Genomic DNA, 13,400 nt, shown 5'->3' on the forward strand with positions numbered 1-13,400 from the left:
TCCGTTAACGGTTGCTGGACATGAATTGTTTGCAGCGCGCCGAAAGCGGGTTATCAAACACCTGCTGTGGCGATCCTTGCTCTTCGACCAGGCCCTGGTGCAGGAATACCACTTCACTGGACACCTGGCGGGCAAAGCCCATTTCATGGGTGACCAGCAGCATGGTGCGGCCCTCTTCGGCCAGCGCGCGGATCACATTAAGTACTTCCTGGACCATTTCCGGGTCAAGGGCCGACGTGGGCTCATCGAACAGGATGACCTTGGGCTGCATGGCCAGGGTGCGGGCGATGGCCGCCCGTTGTTGCTGGCCGCCGGACAGTTGCGCGGGGTAGGCATGGCGTTTGTCACCGATGCCGACCTTGGCCAGCAGGGCTTCGGCGACTTCGATGGCTTCGGCCTTGCTCTGGCCGAGCACACGGCGAGGGGCCTCGATGATGTTGTCGAGGATGCTCATGTGTGGCCACAGGTTAAAGTTTTGAAACACAAAACCGATTTCGCTGCGCAGGCGGTTGATCTGCTTGCCGTCGGCGGCCATCAGTTCGCCGTTTTTCGCGGCCTTGAGCTTGAGCTCTTCGCCAGCCACCAGGATCTGCCCCTGGTGCGGGTTCTCCAGCAGGTTGATGCAGCGCAGGAACGTGGACTTGCCGGAACCGGAGGAACCCAGGATCGAGATCACATCGCCGTCGCGAGCGGTCAGCGAGATACCTTTGAGTACCTCCAGCTCACCATAGCGTTTATGCAAGTTGCGGATTTCAAGCGCGGGCGTGGCCTCAGCCATGTGCGGTCCTCATTGTGTTCATTGCGTTCGACGCTGTTGGGCCGCCTTCCTGGCGAGGCGCCAAGCTAGCATAGCGTCTGGATGACAGCCAACAGCGCTGCGGACGGTTAACCGGGGCTCTGCGGCAGGGTGTCGCATCGGCACAGCAGCGTGTCGCGCCATCAACAACCGAACAACCGTTTGATCCCGAAAATCCACAGGCTTTACGTAAAAAGGGCGCGATGGTGCCAGCTTTGGCCGGGTGTTGGAAGGGTTAACCGGGTAAACGGCGCCTGATGGCACTTTTATGGAGCGTCGCGGACTTTACGTGTGTGTTTGTGGTGCACGCGCTGCTCTGGAAAGTGGGTCGCTCGGTAACGCTGTAGCGGAATGCCAGCATTCTCAATGACTTGCAACGGTTAATGAATTGTCCTACAGCCCGCGTCAATTGCGGCTTTGTAACATTTTGGCGCAAATCTTGCGTAAAAAATAAAGAACGCCTTGTTGGTTTCTTTTCACAAGAAAGACTGCAGACCGGGCGAACCGTTTTCGCAATTCCTCGCAAAGGTGTGTCAATGAGTAGTACGCAAAGCTCCAATGACCTCGAACAGGGGCTCAAACCGCGTCACGTCACGATGTTGTCGATTGCCGGCGTTATTGGCGCCGGTTTGTTTGTCGGCTCCGGCCACGCGATAGCTGCCGCCGGCCCTGCGGTGCTGCTGGCCTACGCCGCTGCCGGTACGCTGGTGGTGCTGGTCATGCGCATGCTGGCCGAGATGGCCGTGGCGTCACCGGACACCGGTTCGTTCTCCACCTACGCCGACCGGGCAATCGGTCATTGGGCCGGTTTCACCATTGGCTGGCTGTACTGGTGGTTCTGGGTCTTGGTGATTCCTTTGGAAGCCAACGCCGCCGCCACCATTCTCAACGCCTGGTTCCCTAACGTGGCCATCTGGGCGTTTACCCTGATCATTACCTTGCTGCTGACGGCGACCAACCTGTTCAGCGTGAAGCACTACGGCGAGTTCGAGTTCTGGTTCGCGTTGATCAAAGTCGTGGCGATCGTGGGCTTTGTGATTCTCGGCCTGGCCGCGATCTTCGGCTTTTTGCCGACCAGCCAGGTCAGCGGCGTGTCCCACCTGTTCGATACCCAGGGCTTCATGCCCAATGGCATGGGCGCGGTATTGGCGGCGATCCTGACCACCATGTTCTCCTTCATGGGCACCGAGATCGTCACCATTGCGGCGGCTGAATCGAAGAACCCAGGCCAGCAAATCACCAAGGCCACCAACTCGGTGATCTGGCGGATTGGTTTGTTCTACCTGCTGTCGATCTTCATCGTGGTTTCCCTGGTGCCTTGGAATGATCCGAGCCTGGCGGCCGTAGGTTCCTACCAGACCGTGCTGGAGCGCATGGGCATCCCGAATGCCAAGCTGATCGTCGACCTGGTGGTATTGGTCGCCGTGACCAGCTGCCTGAACTCGGCGTTGTACACCGCCTCGCGCATGCTGTTCTCCCTGGGGCGTCGTGGTGATGCACCGGCTGTGTCCAAGCGCACCAACAAAAGCGGTACGCCTTACTGGGCGGTGATGCTGTCCACGGGCGCAGCGTTCCTGGCGGTGTTCGCCAACTACGTGGCCCCAGCGGCAGTGTTCGAATTCCTGCTGGCCAGCTCCGGCGCCATCGCGCTGCTGGTGTACCTGGTGATCGCGGTGTCGCAACTGCGCATGCGCCAGAAGCGCACGGCGGCGGGCGAGAAGATCGTCTTCAAGATGTGGCTGTTCCCGGGCCTGACCTACGCGGTGATGGTGTTCATCGTGGGCACGCTGACCATCATGCTGTTCCAAGAGGCCCATCGCGTGGAAATCATAGCGACTGGGGTCTTGAGCTTGCTGGTAGTGGCGGCGGGGTTGTTGGTGTCGAGCCGTCGCAAGGCGCAGAGAGTCGGCGCGGTGGTGCTGAATTGATGTGATGGAATGCGGTGCTTGATTGCGCCGCAGTTCAGATGTGGGAGGGGGCTTGCCCGAATGCCAGCCAGTTAAGGCTTTTTTGTAGGAGCGAGCTTGCTCGCGAAAAACCTCAACGATAACGCGTGTTTCCTGAATCAACGCGGCGCCTGTGAGTTTTTCGCGAGCAAGCTCGCTCCTACAGAAGGCGAGCGTCAGTCTTGGGCGTTGGTGAGGGCCTGGGAGGCGGCGACGTAGTCGGCCTGGAACTGCGGCGACTCGATCCACGCCAGGGCGGCAGCTTCATCCTCGCTGTCCGTGGCCCACTGCCGATACTCGATCAGCGCCGCCAGGATAAAGTCGGTGGCTTCTTCTTCGCCTTCCTGTTCCAGCACCAGTGCGAGCAGTGGGTGGGCCAGGAACACCGCACACAGTGCCTGCTGGCTGGTCTCGCCGGCGGTACGCATCGCCACGAACAGCTCGGTCAAATCCACCGACTCAAGGTCAATCCGCTCATCATCCCCGGCAAACGCATCCGGCTTGGTCGCGACGGCGCGCTGGGTACGGTTCTGCTTGGCCTTGGCCTTGGCCCGGTGGGCACGTTTTTGCTGCTTGTTCGGCGAGGCCATGGGCTCACGTCCTTGGGTCAGGATCTGGGTGGGGTATTGAAGCGCAGGTTGGAGGAAATCCCAAGGGTATCTGGCGCTAATTGGCCGTTTTGAAGCCAGGCCAATGCGATCGGCCACAATCGGTCCTGATACTCGCCGCGAAAGAACGCGAAATGCCCGACCTGTTTTTCGCCGATGTCTTGTGGAGCGATGCGCAGATGGGTGCGCTCACTGTTTGCGAAATAGCCCAGCAAGCGCTCAATCGCCGCCACGGTGCCGAACGGGTCGTCAGTGATGCTGATCGCCAACATCTGCGCCGTCACACGACTGAATGGCAAGTCGGCCAGGGCACGCCCGCTGGGCCGCGTCTCATACCTGGGCGTTGGCGTGCTCCAGTCGCGCACCACGCCTGCCGGCGTATCCTCCAGCCAGCCCAACCGCTTGCCGGGGAAATACCCACAGAGTGCCGTCACCAGCGGCATCACCACATGCCACTTGGCAAACATCTGCCAGCGCCCGGCGGCTGCGTAATCGCGCCAGTAGGCGAACTGCGCGCCCACGGTGACGATTCGCCGGATCACCGCGCCGGATGCAGCCAACCCCGCCGCACAGCCACCAAAGCTGTGGCCGACCACATCAATCGGTTGGCCTGGAAACTCGCGCTGTGCCCGCCGCAGGATCGCTTCGAAATCCCGCGTGCCCCAATCCGACCATGACGCCTTGAAACCGCGCAACGAACCGAGGCGGGACTCGCCGATGCCGCGATAGTCGTAGGTGATCACGTCGAAGCCGTTGGCGAACAGGTAATCGGCGAAACGTGAGTAGTGGCGGCAACGTACGGAGGTGGCGGCATTGATGATGACGACCGGTCGTTCGAGATCGGTACGCGGGTGGCGCCAGGTGGAGCCTGCGAGGGGGTAGCCGTCGGCGGCGGATTCTTTGAAGGATTCGCGTTGGCTATTTCTGGGTGTAGTTGCACGTTCTATTGAAGAGGCGTCATTCAAGTTCATCGTTTCAAAGCCCCTGCCTGGATTATTGTTTTTAGTACCGAAATTATTGATTGCATCGAGCAGTACAACGCCTCTTCCCTCGACCTCGCGCCAGTAGAAGCATAGGCTCACGCCTTTGCGATTTACACTGAGTGTTTTCATGACCCGCGACACCCTCGAGCACAATCAGGTCCCGGTCTACTTCGTCGCCGTCCTGCTGGCTGCCGCTTTCGGCCTGCTCGCGCCTTCGTTGGCCCATGGCCTTGGCGTGCTGGTTACGCCCGCCATCGCGGTGCTGATGTATGCGATGTTCCTGCAAATCCCGTTTCTGGATCTGCGCCAGAGCCTGGGTCACAAGCGCTTTCTGGCAGCGTTGCTGCTGGCCAATTTCATCCTCGTGCCGTTGCTGGTGTGGGGGTTGACCCGTGGCCTGGTGGAGCGCCCGGCGTTGCTGGTGGGCGCATTGCTGGTGTTGCTGACGCCGTGTATCGACTACGTGGTGGTGTTTACCCATATCGGTAAGGGCGATTCACGCTTGATGCTGGCGGCGACGCCGTTGCTGTTGCTGTTGCAGTTGGTGCTATTGCCGGTGTACCTGGGTTTTATGCTGGGGGCGCAGGCCGACGTGGTGGTGCAGGCATGGCCGTTTGTCGAGGCGTTCCTGTTGTTGATCGTGGTGCCGATGATCCTGGCGGTGATCACCACCTCCCTGGCGCGGCGATCATCGCCGGTCAACGCTTGGAGCAATGCCTGGGCGTGGTTGCCGGTGCCGGCGATGGCACTGGTGTTGTTCGTGGTGATCGCCTCGCAAATCACCTCGGTGGTGCGGGATATCAACCTGCTGCTCCCGGTACTGCCGGTGTATATCGGCTTTTTGCTGCTGGCGCCCCTGATGGGGGCGGTGGCCGCGCGGTTGTTCGCGTTGCCCGCGGTCACGGCGCGGGCGGTGACGTTCAGTGCATCGACGCGCAACTCGCTGGTGGTGCTGCCCTTGGCGCTGGCGCTGCCCGAAGACGTGCGTGGGGTGGCGGCGACCGTGGTGATCCTGCAGACCCTGGTGGAGCTGGTGGGTGAGTTGGTCTACGTCCGGCTGATCCCGAAGTGGGTGTGGCCTGCGAGTCGCTAGAAGCGGCAATCTTCAGGTTGTTCAGGCGCTATTCAGGGGCGGGTTCGGCACCATAGGTCCGCGCTCCCTACCTGACAGGTCAACCGATGGATCAACGCTACCGCTTTCGCCTGGAGTCCCTGGGCATTTTTCTGATGGCTTTGTTGCTGTTCACCCTGGGTATCTGGGATCAGCAGCCCCAGGGTTTTGATGGGCGCTGGGCGTTGTTCCTGCAGGAGATGTTTCGCCATGGCGCGAGTCTTTTCCCTACGACCTATGGGCAGCCCTACGCCGACTACCCTGGTACCGCGACATTCTTCAGTTTTGTATTTGCGCGCTTGTTCGACGCGCCGAACCATCTGGCAAATGTCCTGCCGACGGCGCTGGCCTCGGCGGGTGTGGTTGCCCTGATCTATCGCTTGCTGGTGCCTTACGGCCGCAACTGGGCGCTGCTCACGGTGCTGCTGACCTTGCTCACCACTCAGCTGCTGGAAAAGTCGCGCTCGGTCTGCCTGGACCAGATGGTAGCGCTGTTATGCGTCGGCAGTTTCTATCTGCTGCACAGTGGGGAACGCCTCGGTTCGCGCCTCAGGCAATTGGCGGTGTTCCCGCTGTTCGTCCTGGGCTTTGCGATTCGCGGGCCGTTAGGGTTGATCGAGGTCTGCGGCGTGGTCTGCGTGTATTGGGCGTTGGGCCGTCCCGGCGAGCGGGTCAGGCAGGTGCTGGTGCACGGTATGGTTGGCCTGGTGCTGTTGGCGGCGTGCTGGTGGTTGCTGATGAAGCTGGCGCGGATCAGCGGTGGCGATGCCTTTGCCGATGAAGTGTTCAGGATGCAGGTCGGTGGGCGCCTCGACGAAACCGGTGAGCCGTTCTATTTCTATTTCCAGTTGAGTTTGTACCGCTACTTCCCCGTGGTGCCCCTGGCGTTGGCCACGATGGTTGCGTTGCGACATCGCTGGGCGCAGCGCCAATGCGATGAGAATGTGCAACTGGCGATACGGCTTGCGGCCTGCGGCCTGATGATTTTGCTCGGGCTGTCGGTGCCGCACTTCAAGCGTGCCTATTACATCTTGCCCATGGTGCCAATGTTCGCCGCTGTCGCGGCCTATGGGCTGCTCCACGCGCAGGGCTGGTTTGCGGGCATACGTCGATGCTACGAAGGGCTCGTCGTGGCGCTGCCGGCGTTGGGTGGGGTTGTGGTGTTTGTGTGCCGCTATGGGTGGCAGAAACACGGTTACTGGCCTAACGTTTCGTTGCCTCTGCTGATTGGCGCCCTGGTGCTTTTGCAGGTGGCGGCGTTGCTTGCCTGGCGTCGCAGTGCGCGACTGGTGTCGCTCAGTGCGATTGCACTCGCGGCGCAGTGGTTGTTGCTGGTGACGGTGGTGGAGCCGGCCAAGGACCTGCAGTTCGACACCCGGCAGTTTGTCAGCCAGGTGGAAGCGCTGCGTGCGACGGAGCCTGGGCCATTGGTGTTCGTCAATCTCGGTCGGGACACCTGGGCGGTGCGCTACATGATGAACCTGGACCACGACGAGCAACCGCTGTTCGTTGGGCGCAATGAGATGCAACGGTTGGGCGAACTGCCTCGGCCGGCGTGGGTGATAGTGGCGCGTAAGGAAACCGCGCTGCTGCAGGGAACGCCAGTGGAGCATTTGACTCCGATGTACAACGGGCGCTTGAACGACAACCCGTTGCTGGTGTTTCTGCTCAAGTGAACAGGCGATTTAGAGCGTGTTGGTGTATGTTTGCCGGGTAAATGACCGGCGGGTCATATAACGCCTATCTGGCTTTACCGTTTTTGTAATCGTTGTAACGTGCGGATCAAGGAAATGATGGAAATGGACTTCAAGCGGCCCGGCGCTCAATCACCCGGTGCGACCTCCCTCGCGGGTGGCGGTCACGTGATCGGCCGCTCGCGGCTTGGCTTACTGAGCATCTGTTTCGACGGCGGCTGCAGTTACCCCTCGATGATTATCATGTTGCAGGGCGTGTTCAAGCGCTACGGGCGCCTGGTGCGCTTTGGCGAGAAGTTGTCGGCGCAGGACTGGTTAAATCGGGTCGAGGAGCGCGGCTTCCAGGTGTCGGACCAAGAGAGGGCGGCGGTGGTGACGCTGATGTGGGATCGGCGTTGAGTGACCGAGTGGCAGGGGCGATGTTGAATCGCCCTTGATCAAGGCGCCAAATCCAAGGCAACAAAAAACCCGCACCAGGCGGGTTTTTTGTGTGTTCCAGATGATAGTTGCACCACCTGAAACTTAATAGTGGTGCCCAGAGACGGAATCGAACCGCCGACACGGGGATTTTCAATCCCCTGCTCTACCGACTGAGCTATCTGGGCAACGGGGCGCATTAAACGGGTTTTTCAGGGGGTCGTCAAGCAAGTTTTCAAAAAATATTTAATTATTACCGTCGCTTACGTGCCGACCCCGGTTTTTGATCAATTATTGAGCAGGAGGCACGTAGCCGTCGGCCTTGGCGTAATCCTCGCCGGAAAAATACTTGTCCATCTCACCTTGCAGGTATTTGCGGTCTTCGGCGTTCATCATGTTCAGGCGTTTTTCGTTGATCAGCAGGGTCTGGTGTTTTTGCCAGTCGGCCCAGGCTTTGGCGGAAACATGATCGAACACGTCCTGGCCTTTGGCGCCTGGGTATGGAGGGCGTTCCAGGCCGGGCAGTTCTTCTTTGTACTTGCGGCACATTACGGTGCGGGTCATGACGACTCTCCTGCGTTCAATACTTCAGCCGCGCGCTTCAGCAGTTTTTTCACCGGGGCGGCAAGGCCCAGGCGCGGCGGGGTGGCGAGGTTATACCAGAGCCAGTCGGCCTCGGCCACGTGATGGGCGGATTCCTCGACCTGGACCAGCCAGGGTTCGATGGCCAGCTGGAAGTGGCTGAAGGTGTGGATCAGCCCCGGCAGTGCCTGTTGCGTGCCCAAGGCCAGCGCATGCTGGTGGGCGAGGTGTTCGAGGTCGTCGAGGTCGTCCAGCTCCGGCAAGCTCCACAAACCGCCCCACAGGCCCGTGGACGGACGACGGTAAAGCAGGATCGCGCCCTCGGCGTTCGCCAGCATTGGCATCAGCGTGCGCTTCTGGGGGATGGCCTTGCGTGGCTTGGGGATCGGGTAGCGTGTCTCCAGGCCGAGCATGTGGGCTTCGCAGCCTTTTTCCAGCGGGCATAACAGGCAACTGGGCTTGCTGCGGGTGCAGAGGGTTGCGCCCATGTCCATCATCGCCTGGGTGTAGGCGTTGACGCGGGTCTGCGGGGTGAAGCGCTCGGCGGTGGCCCAGAGTTGCTTGGCGACCTTCGGGTCGCCGGGGTAGCCCTCCTGAGCGGTATAGCGCGCCAGGACGCGCTTGACGTTGCCGTCGAGGATCGGTGCGCGCAGGCCCATGCTCAGGCTGGCAATTGCACCGGCCGTGGACAGGCCGATACCGGGCAGCCCGGTGAGTTTTTCGACATCGCGGGGAAACTCGCCGCCGTACTCGGCCACGACGATCTTCGCGGTCTTTTGCAGGTTGCGTGCCCGGGTGTAGTAGCCCAGGCCGGTCCACAGGTGCAGCACTTCGTCTTCCGGGGCGGCGGCCAGGGCTTCGACGGTTGGCAGCGAAGCCATGAAACGGTCGAAGTAGTTGAGCACGGTGCTGACCTGGGTCTGTTGCAACATGATCTCCGAGACCCACACCCGGTAAGGGGTGATGCCCTGTTGCCAGGGCAGGTCATGGCGACCGTGGCGGTCGTACCAATTCAGCACCGCCTGCGAAAACTGCTCGTTTCTCATCGTTTGAACAGGCCTTTCAACGCATCTTTGAGTTGCGGGTTAACCTTGTCGAGCTTCTCTTCCAGCTTCTCGTTGAGGCGGTTGCCGGCAGCCTTGATGGCGACCTGGCCCAGGCCATCCTTGTCCAGGCGGCATGCCTTGGCGCCCAGTTCCAGCGGGCCACGGCAACGTAACGGAACTTCGATGCCCTGGAAGTTGGCGCCCACTTCACACGCCGGGTCCGGTACTTCGCGTTGGTCGCCTTCGACGATGATGCCCACCCGATAATCCATGCCGAGCACACGCAGGTCGATGTCACCGTTGCCGTTCACCGTGAGGCCTGGGATACGCACTTTCAGGTCAGGGTTATTGGCTACGCCATTGCGGAAGCTCAGGTTGCCCTTCAGCTCCTCGAACGGTGTGTCCTTGCCGCGTGGCTCGCTGTTCAAGGTCTTGCGGTTGAGCAGGGCAATACCGGTGCACAACTGCTGTTCAAGGTTGGCGTTGAGCAACACGCCATTGTTGATCACGAAGCTGGCGGTGCCGTTGAGGCTGTCGATCAGGGCCTTTTGGCTGTTGCCGCGGCCGCTGAGGTTGCTGTCGAGGGTGACCAGGCCTTTCACCGGCGGATTTTGCCCTTGGGCTTGCAGGATGCGTTCGACCGGCACCTGCTTGATGCGGCTCTGCAGCGCCAGTACCGGAATATCCTGGCGCACATCGAGGGTGCCGTTGGCCTGGAAGGTGCCGTTGTAGAGGCCGCCGCTCAGGGTGTCGAGCTTGAGCTGGCCGTCGAGGCCGGTGGCCTTCAGTGCCGCGTTCTGGATTGGCAGCTTGCTCAGGGTCAGTTGCCCAAAGGTGAGGTCGGCATTCACATCCAGGGTGCGCAGGCGGGTCAGTGGCAGCAGCTTGTCGGTGCTCCAGGCGCCCTTGGTCGGGGCGTCCGGCAGCGGTGTGGTGCCACCGGCGGCCATCGCGCCGGCTTCGCTGTTCTGGACTTCGGCCTGGCGTGCAGCGGCGGCGCCTTTGGCGGCGTCGGACTTGGCCGGCAGGTAGTTGTCGGCGTTGAACGTGTCGCCCTTCAGTTGCACGCGCAGTGACTGCTTGGCGAAATCGTCCACCGCGATGCGACCGGTAAAGGTGCTGCCGTCGAGTTTCAGGTTCAGGTCTTCCAGCGCCATGCTGGTCGGCGTGCCCTTGAGGCGGCTGACCAGTTCGACCTTGCTCAGGCTGCCCTCGGCCATGTGCGGCAGCGGGTTGCCGATGCTGTCGAGGAACGTGGCCAGGTCAAACTGGGCGATGGACAGTGCGCCACTGATCTGCGGTGTCTTGTCGAGGTCGTTGACCTTCAGCTCGCCGAGTGCGCGCAGCTGGTTGGCCGAGAGTTTCAGGTTGGTCCACTCGGCAATGTTGGCCGCCAGGTCCACCAGCAGTTGACCCTGGGTGGAGAAGGTCACGGTCTTGCCTTGCAGCGGTTCACCGGTGGCTTCGCCGCTGAGTTTCATGTCTTCGAACTGGTAGCGCTTGAGGGCGCGTTGAATGCGCAGGTTGCCGTTGAGCTCGGTCTTGACGCGCATCACCGGCTGGTTACTGCCGAAAAAGGCCGTGAGTTTCAGCGGAATGCTTGCCCCTTCGTGCACGGCACCGGCGCTCAGCTGGATGCTTTCGGCGCTGAACTGCTTGCCGGTCTGCTCATCGTTGTATTCGATGCGGGCGTTGTTGATCGTCAGGCTGTCGATATCGAGACGGATCGGTTTTGGCGGTTTTTCCGGTTCGTGCTCGGCAGACTGCTCCACTGGGGCAGGGGTGGCGGTACCTGCCTCCGGCGCGGTCTTACCGATGTCTTCCCAGTTGCCATGGCCCTGCTTGTCACGGTTCAGGCGTAGATTGAGGCCCTCGACACGCACATCGCTCATCTGCACCTCGCGGCGCAGCAACGGCAGCACGCGTACCGACAGGCCGAGCATCTGCAGGTCAGCGAACGGTTGGGTCGGGTTGGTCAGGGTCGCGACGCTGGCTTCGTGCAACTCCAGGCCCAGCCACGGGAACAGGCTCCAACCGATATCGCCATTGAGCGTCAGCTCGATGTGGGCCTTGTCGCGGGCAATCTGGCGAATCTCGTCTTTATAGTCGTTGGGATCGAAGAGATGGGTCAGGGCAAAGCCGAGAGCCACAATGATCAGCAACAACCCGAGAAGTACCAGACCCAGGATTTTGCCGAACGCTTTCATGGGCGAGTCCTTGTATGTCGATTTCAAAATGTAGCCGCAGAGTATAACGCCCGACGACCGGCGTCAGTTCACAGATCGTTACATTGTATCTAGGGCCAGGAAAACGGAATTTTGACGTCAAAAAGTGCAAAAAATCCGAAAAACGTAGTGGCACTTTGGTTTTTATGGCGTCCACTGATGCTAATCTCTGCACGTTCGTTCGCCTTCTGCGACTTAAGGTCGCGCCTAAATGGAGCTCTACTCAACAAAACGGCCACGCTTTGCGTGCAAGGCCGAGGGAGAGAGCGCCTGACGAACACATACTAACAACTGGGGGAAACACCAATGAGTACTAGCATGGCGGCGAGTATTACTGCCGCACAGCCTGCGTTCCTGTCCAAGGAACGCATCATCGCCAAGCCCGGTTTCAACCGCTGGCTGGTTCCACCGGCCGCCCTGGCCATTCACTTGTGCATCGGCATGGCCTACGGCTTCTCGGTGTTCTGGCTGCCACTCTCCAAGGCGCTGGGTATCACCGCACCTGTTGCCTGTGCGCCGGACATGAGCTTTATCGCCCAAGTCTTCTCGTCCCAATGCGATTGGCCCATCTCCATGCTGGGCTGGATCTACACCCTGTTCTTCATCTTCCTGGGCTGCTCGGCAGCGATCTGGGGCGGCTGGCTGGAACATGCCGGGCCACGCAAGGCGGGTGTTGTATCGGCGCTGTGCTGGTGCGGCGGCCTGTTGATCTCGGCGCTGGGGATCTACACCCACCAGATCTGGCTGATGTGGATCGGTTCCGGGGTTATTGGCGGTATCGGCCTGGGCCTGGGCTATATCTCGCCCGTGTCCACCCTGATCAAGTGGTTCCCGGACAAGCGCGGCATGGCGACCGGCATGGCGATCATGGGCTTCGGCGGTGGCGCCATGGTTGGCGCGCCGCTGGCCGCTGCGTTGATGGGGCACTTTGCTTCGCCGACCAGCGTGGGCGTGTGGCAAAGCTTCCTGGTGATGGCGGCGATCTACTTCGTCTTCATGATCGGTGGCGCACTGTCGTACCGTGTTCCGCCGACCGGCTGGAAGCCTGAGGGCTGGACCGCACCGGCGAAAAAAGCCAGCAACTCGATGATCACCCATCGTCACGTGCATGTGAACGTGGCCTGGAAAACCCCGCAATTCCGCCTGGTATGGCTGGTGCTGTGCCTGAACGTCTCCGCCGGTATCGGCATCCTGGGCATGGCTTCGCCGCTGCTGCAGGAAGTGTTTGGCGGCAAGCTGCTGGGTGTGGATGTACCGTTTGGCCAGCTGGATGCGGGGCAACTGGCGTCGATCGCGGCCATTGCTGCGGGCTTCACTGGGCTGTTGAGCCTGTTCAACATTGGTGGCCGGTTCTTCTGGGCGTCGTTCTCCGACTACCTGGGCCGTAAAAACACCTACTTCGTGTTCTTCGCCCTGGGCTTTGCCCTGTACGCGCTGATCCCGAACCTGGGGCACCTGGGTAACGTGGCGCTGTTCGTGGCGGCGTTCTGCATCATCCTGTCGATGTACGGCGGTGGTTTTGCGACGGTTCCGGCGTACCTGGCCGACCTGTTCGGTACCCAGATGGTCGGCGCGATCCACGGTCGCCTGCTGACTGCCTGGGCGGCGGCGGGCGTGTTGGGCCCGGTGCTGGTCAACTACCTGCGTGAATACCAGTTGAGCATCGGCGTTGAACGCGCTGCGGCCTACGACATCACCTTGTACATCCTGGCGGGTCTGCTGGTGCTGGGGTTCATCTGCAACATGCTGGTGCGTCCGGTGGCTGACAAGTACTTCATGACCGATGCCGAGCTGGCTGCCGAACAGGCGCTGGGTCATGACAAAGGTGCTGATGCCACGACCGTGCTGGAGTGGAAAGCCTCCGCCGGCAGCAAGCCGCTGGCTGTTGCGGCCTGGTTGGTGGTGGGTATTCCGTTGGCATGGGGTGTGTGGGTGACCCTGCAGAAGACGGCGGTGCTGTTCCACTGACACCGCGCATGCCTTGTGGTCCCA

Annotated in this window: 11 protein-coding genes and 1 tRNA gene; 5 read left to right on the forward strand and 7 right to left on the reverse strand. The window is 61.0% G+C overall.

Going from position 1 to position 13,400, the window contains the following annotated elements; translation table 11 throughout:
• Positions 1–4: 4 nt before the first annotated feature.
• On the reverse strand, positions 5–778 hold the full coding sequence (locus AC1Q6I_RS25170; protein ID WP_024072849.1) for an ABC transporter ATP-binding protein: 774 nt from the start codon (positions 776–778) through the stop codon (positions 5–7).
• A gap of 554 nt (positions 779–1,332) precedes the next feature.
• Here AC1Q6I_RS25170 and gabP point away from each other — a divergent pair.
• Positions 1,333–2,724 (forward strand): GABA permease, encoded by a 1,392-nt coding sequence (gabP, locus tag AC1Q6I_RS25175; protein ID WP_024072850.1) that lies wholly within the window; start codon positions 1,333–1,335, stop codon positions 2,722–2,724.
• A 194-nt stretch (positions 2,725–2,918) separates the two neighbouring features.
• On the opposite strand, the gene AC1Q6I_RS25180 is transcribed toward gabP, so the two are convergent.
• Both AC1Q6I_RS25180 and AC1Q6I_RS25185 read right to left on the reverse strand, forming a co-directional pair.
• Positions 2,919–3,332, reverse strand: coding sequence for a hypothetical protein (locus tag AC1Q6I_RS25180; RefSeq protein ID WP_102625371.1), 414 nt, complete (start codon positions 3,330–3,332; stop codon positions 2,919–2,921).
• Between the two features lie 17 nt (positions 3,333–3,349).
• The gene (locus AC1Q6I_RS25185) at positions 3,350–4,321 is read right to left on the reverse strand and encodes an alpha/beta hydrolase family protein (protein WP_102625372.1); all 972 of its coding nucleotides are present in this window, start codon (positions 4,319–4,321) and stop codon (positions 3,350–3,352) included.
• Positions 4,322–4,460: 139 nt separating this feature from the next.
• On the opposite strand from AC1Q6I_RS25185, the gene AC1Q6I_RS25190 reads away from it, so the two are divergent.
• The 3 genes from AC1Q6I_RS25190 to AC1Q6I_RS25200 all read left to right on the forward strand — a co-directional run bounded on the left by AC1Q6I_RS25190 (position 4,461) and on the right by AC1Q6I_RS25200 (position 7,537).
• Positions 4,461–5,426: an arsenic resistance protein gene (locus AC1Q6I_RS25190; RefSeq protein ID WP_102625373.1), complete on the forward strand. Its 966-nt coding sequence runs from the start codon at positions 4,461–4,463 to the stop codon at positions 5,424–5,426.
• Positions 5,427–5,512: 86 nt separating this feature from the next.
• Entirely contained in the window at positions 5,513–7,120 is a 1,608-nt protein-coding gene (locus AC1Q6I_RS25195; protein ID WP_102625374.1) for an ArnT family glycosyltransferase, read from the forward strand.
• A gap of 114 nt (positions 7,121–7,234) precedes the next feature.
• Positions 7,235–7,537, forward strand: a complete 303-nt coding sequence (locus tag AC1Q6I_RS25200; protein ID WP_223817908.1) for a hypothetical protein — start codon at positions 7,235–7,237, stop codon at positions 7,535–7,537.
• Positions 7,538–7,667: 130 nt separating this feature from the next.
• Here the strand turns inward: AC1Q6I_RS25200 and AC1Q6I_RS25205 are convergent.
• From AC1Q6I_RS25205 to AC1Q6I_RS25220, 4 genes are all read right to left on the reverse strand, one after another.
• Positions 7,668–7,743: transfer RNA gene (locus tag AC1Q6I_RS25205), tRNA-Phe, on the reverse strand.
• A 103-nt stretch (positions 7,744–7,846) separates the two neighbouring features.
• Positions 7,847–8,119 (reverse strand): oxidative damage protection protein, encoded by a 273-nt coding sequence (locus tag AC1Q6I_RS25210; RefSeq protein ID WP_024072880.1) that lies wholly within the window; start codon positions 8,117–8,119, stop codon positions 7,847–7,849.
• Positions 8,116–9,183, reverse strand: coding sequence for an A/G-specific adenine glycosylase (mutY, locus tag AC1Q6I_RS25215; RefSeq protein WP_102625375.1), 1,068 nt, complete (start codon positions 9,181–9,183; stop codon positions 8,116–8,118). The genes AC1Q6I_RS25210 and mutY overlap by 4 nt, the downstream gene beginning before the upstream one ends.
• Positions 9,180–11,390, reverse strand: coding sequence for an AsmA family protein (locus tag AC1Q6I_RS25220; RefSeq protein ID WP_069075091.1), 2,211 nt, complete (start codon positions 11,388–11,390; stop codon positions 9,180–9,182). The genes mutY and AC1Q6I_RS25220 overlap by 4 nt, the downstream gene beginning before the upstream one ends.
• 324 nt (positions 11,391–11,714) lie before the next feature.
• Here AC1Q6I_RS25220 and AC1Q6I_RS25225 point away from each other — a divergent pair, with 324 nt between their 5' ends.
• On the forward strand, positions 11,715–13,376 hold the full coding sequence (locus AC1Q6I_RS25225; RefSeq protein ID WP_041160817.1) for an OFA family MFS transporter: 1,662 nt from the start codon (positions 11,715–11,717) through the stop codon (positions 13,374–13,376).
• Positions 13,377–13,400: the final 24 nt, after the last annotated feature.

The organism is Pseudomonas sp. MPR-R2A5, from assembly GCF_058793055.1.

Excerpts from the sequence above, each read along its gene's own strand:
- AC1Q6I_RS25170 (WP_024072849.1), bottom strand. The coding sequence starts at position 778 with ATGGCTGAGGCCACGCCCGCGCTTGAAATCCGCAACTTGCATAAACGC.
- gabP (WP_024072850.1), top strand. The coding sequence starts at position 1,333 with ATGAGTAGTACGCAAAGCTCCAATGACCTCGAACAGGGGCTCAAACCG.
- AC1Q6I_RS25180 (WP_102625371.1), bottom strand. The coding sequence starts at position 3,332 with ATGGCCTCGCCGAACAAGCAGCAAAAACGTGCCCACCGGGCCAAGGCC.
- AC1Q6I_RS25185 (WP_102625372.1), bottom strand. The coding sequence starts at position 4,321 with ATGAACTTGAATGACGCCTCTTCAATAGAACGTGCAACTACACCCAGA.
- AC1Q6I_RS25190 (WP_102625373.1), top strand. The coding sequence starts at position 4,461 with ATGACCCGCGACACCCTCGAGCACAATCAGGTCCCGGTCTACTTCGTC.
- AC1Q6I_RS25195 (WP_102625374.1), top strand. The coding sequence starts at position 5,513 with ATGGATCAACGCTACCGCTTTCGCCTGGAGTCCCTGGGCATTTTTCTG.
- AC1Q6I_RS25200 (WP_223817908.1), top strand. The coding sequence starts at position 7,235 with ATGATGGAAATGGACTTCAAGCGGCCCGGCGCTCAATCACCCGGTGCG.
- AC1Q6I_RS25210 (WP_024072880.1), bottom strand. The coding sequence starts at position 8,119 with ATGACCCGCACCGTAATGTGCCGCAAGTACAAAGAAGAACTGCCCGGC.
- mutY (WP_102625375.1), bottom strand. The coding sequence starts at position 9,183 with ATGAGAAACGAGCAGTTTTCGCAGGCGGTGCTGAATTGGTACGACCGC.
- AC1Q6I_RS25220 (WP_069075091.1), bottom strand. The coding sequence starts at position 11,390 with ATGAAAGCGTTCGGCAAAATCCTGGGTCTGGTACTTCTCGGGTTGTTG.
- AC1Q6I_RS25225 (WP_041160817.1), top strand. The coding sequence starts at position 11,715 with ATGAGTACTAGCATGGCGGCGAGTATTACTGCCGCACAGCCTGCGTTC.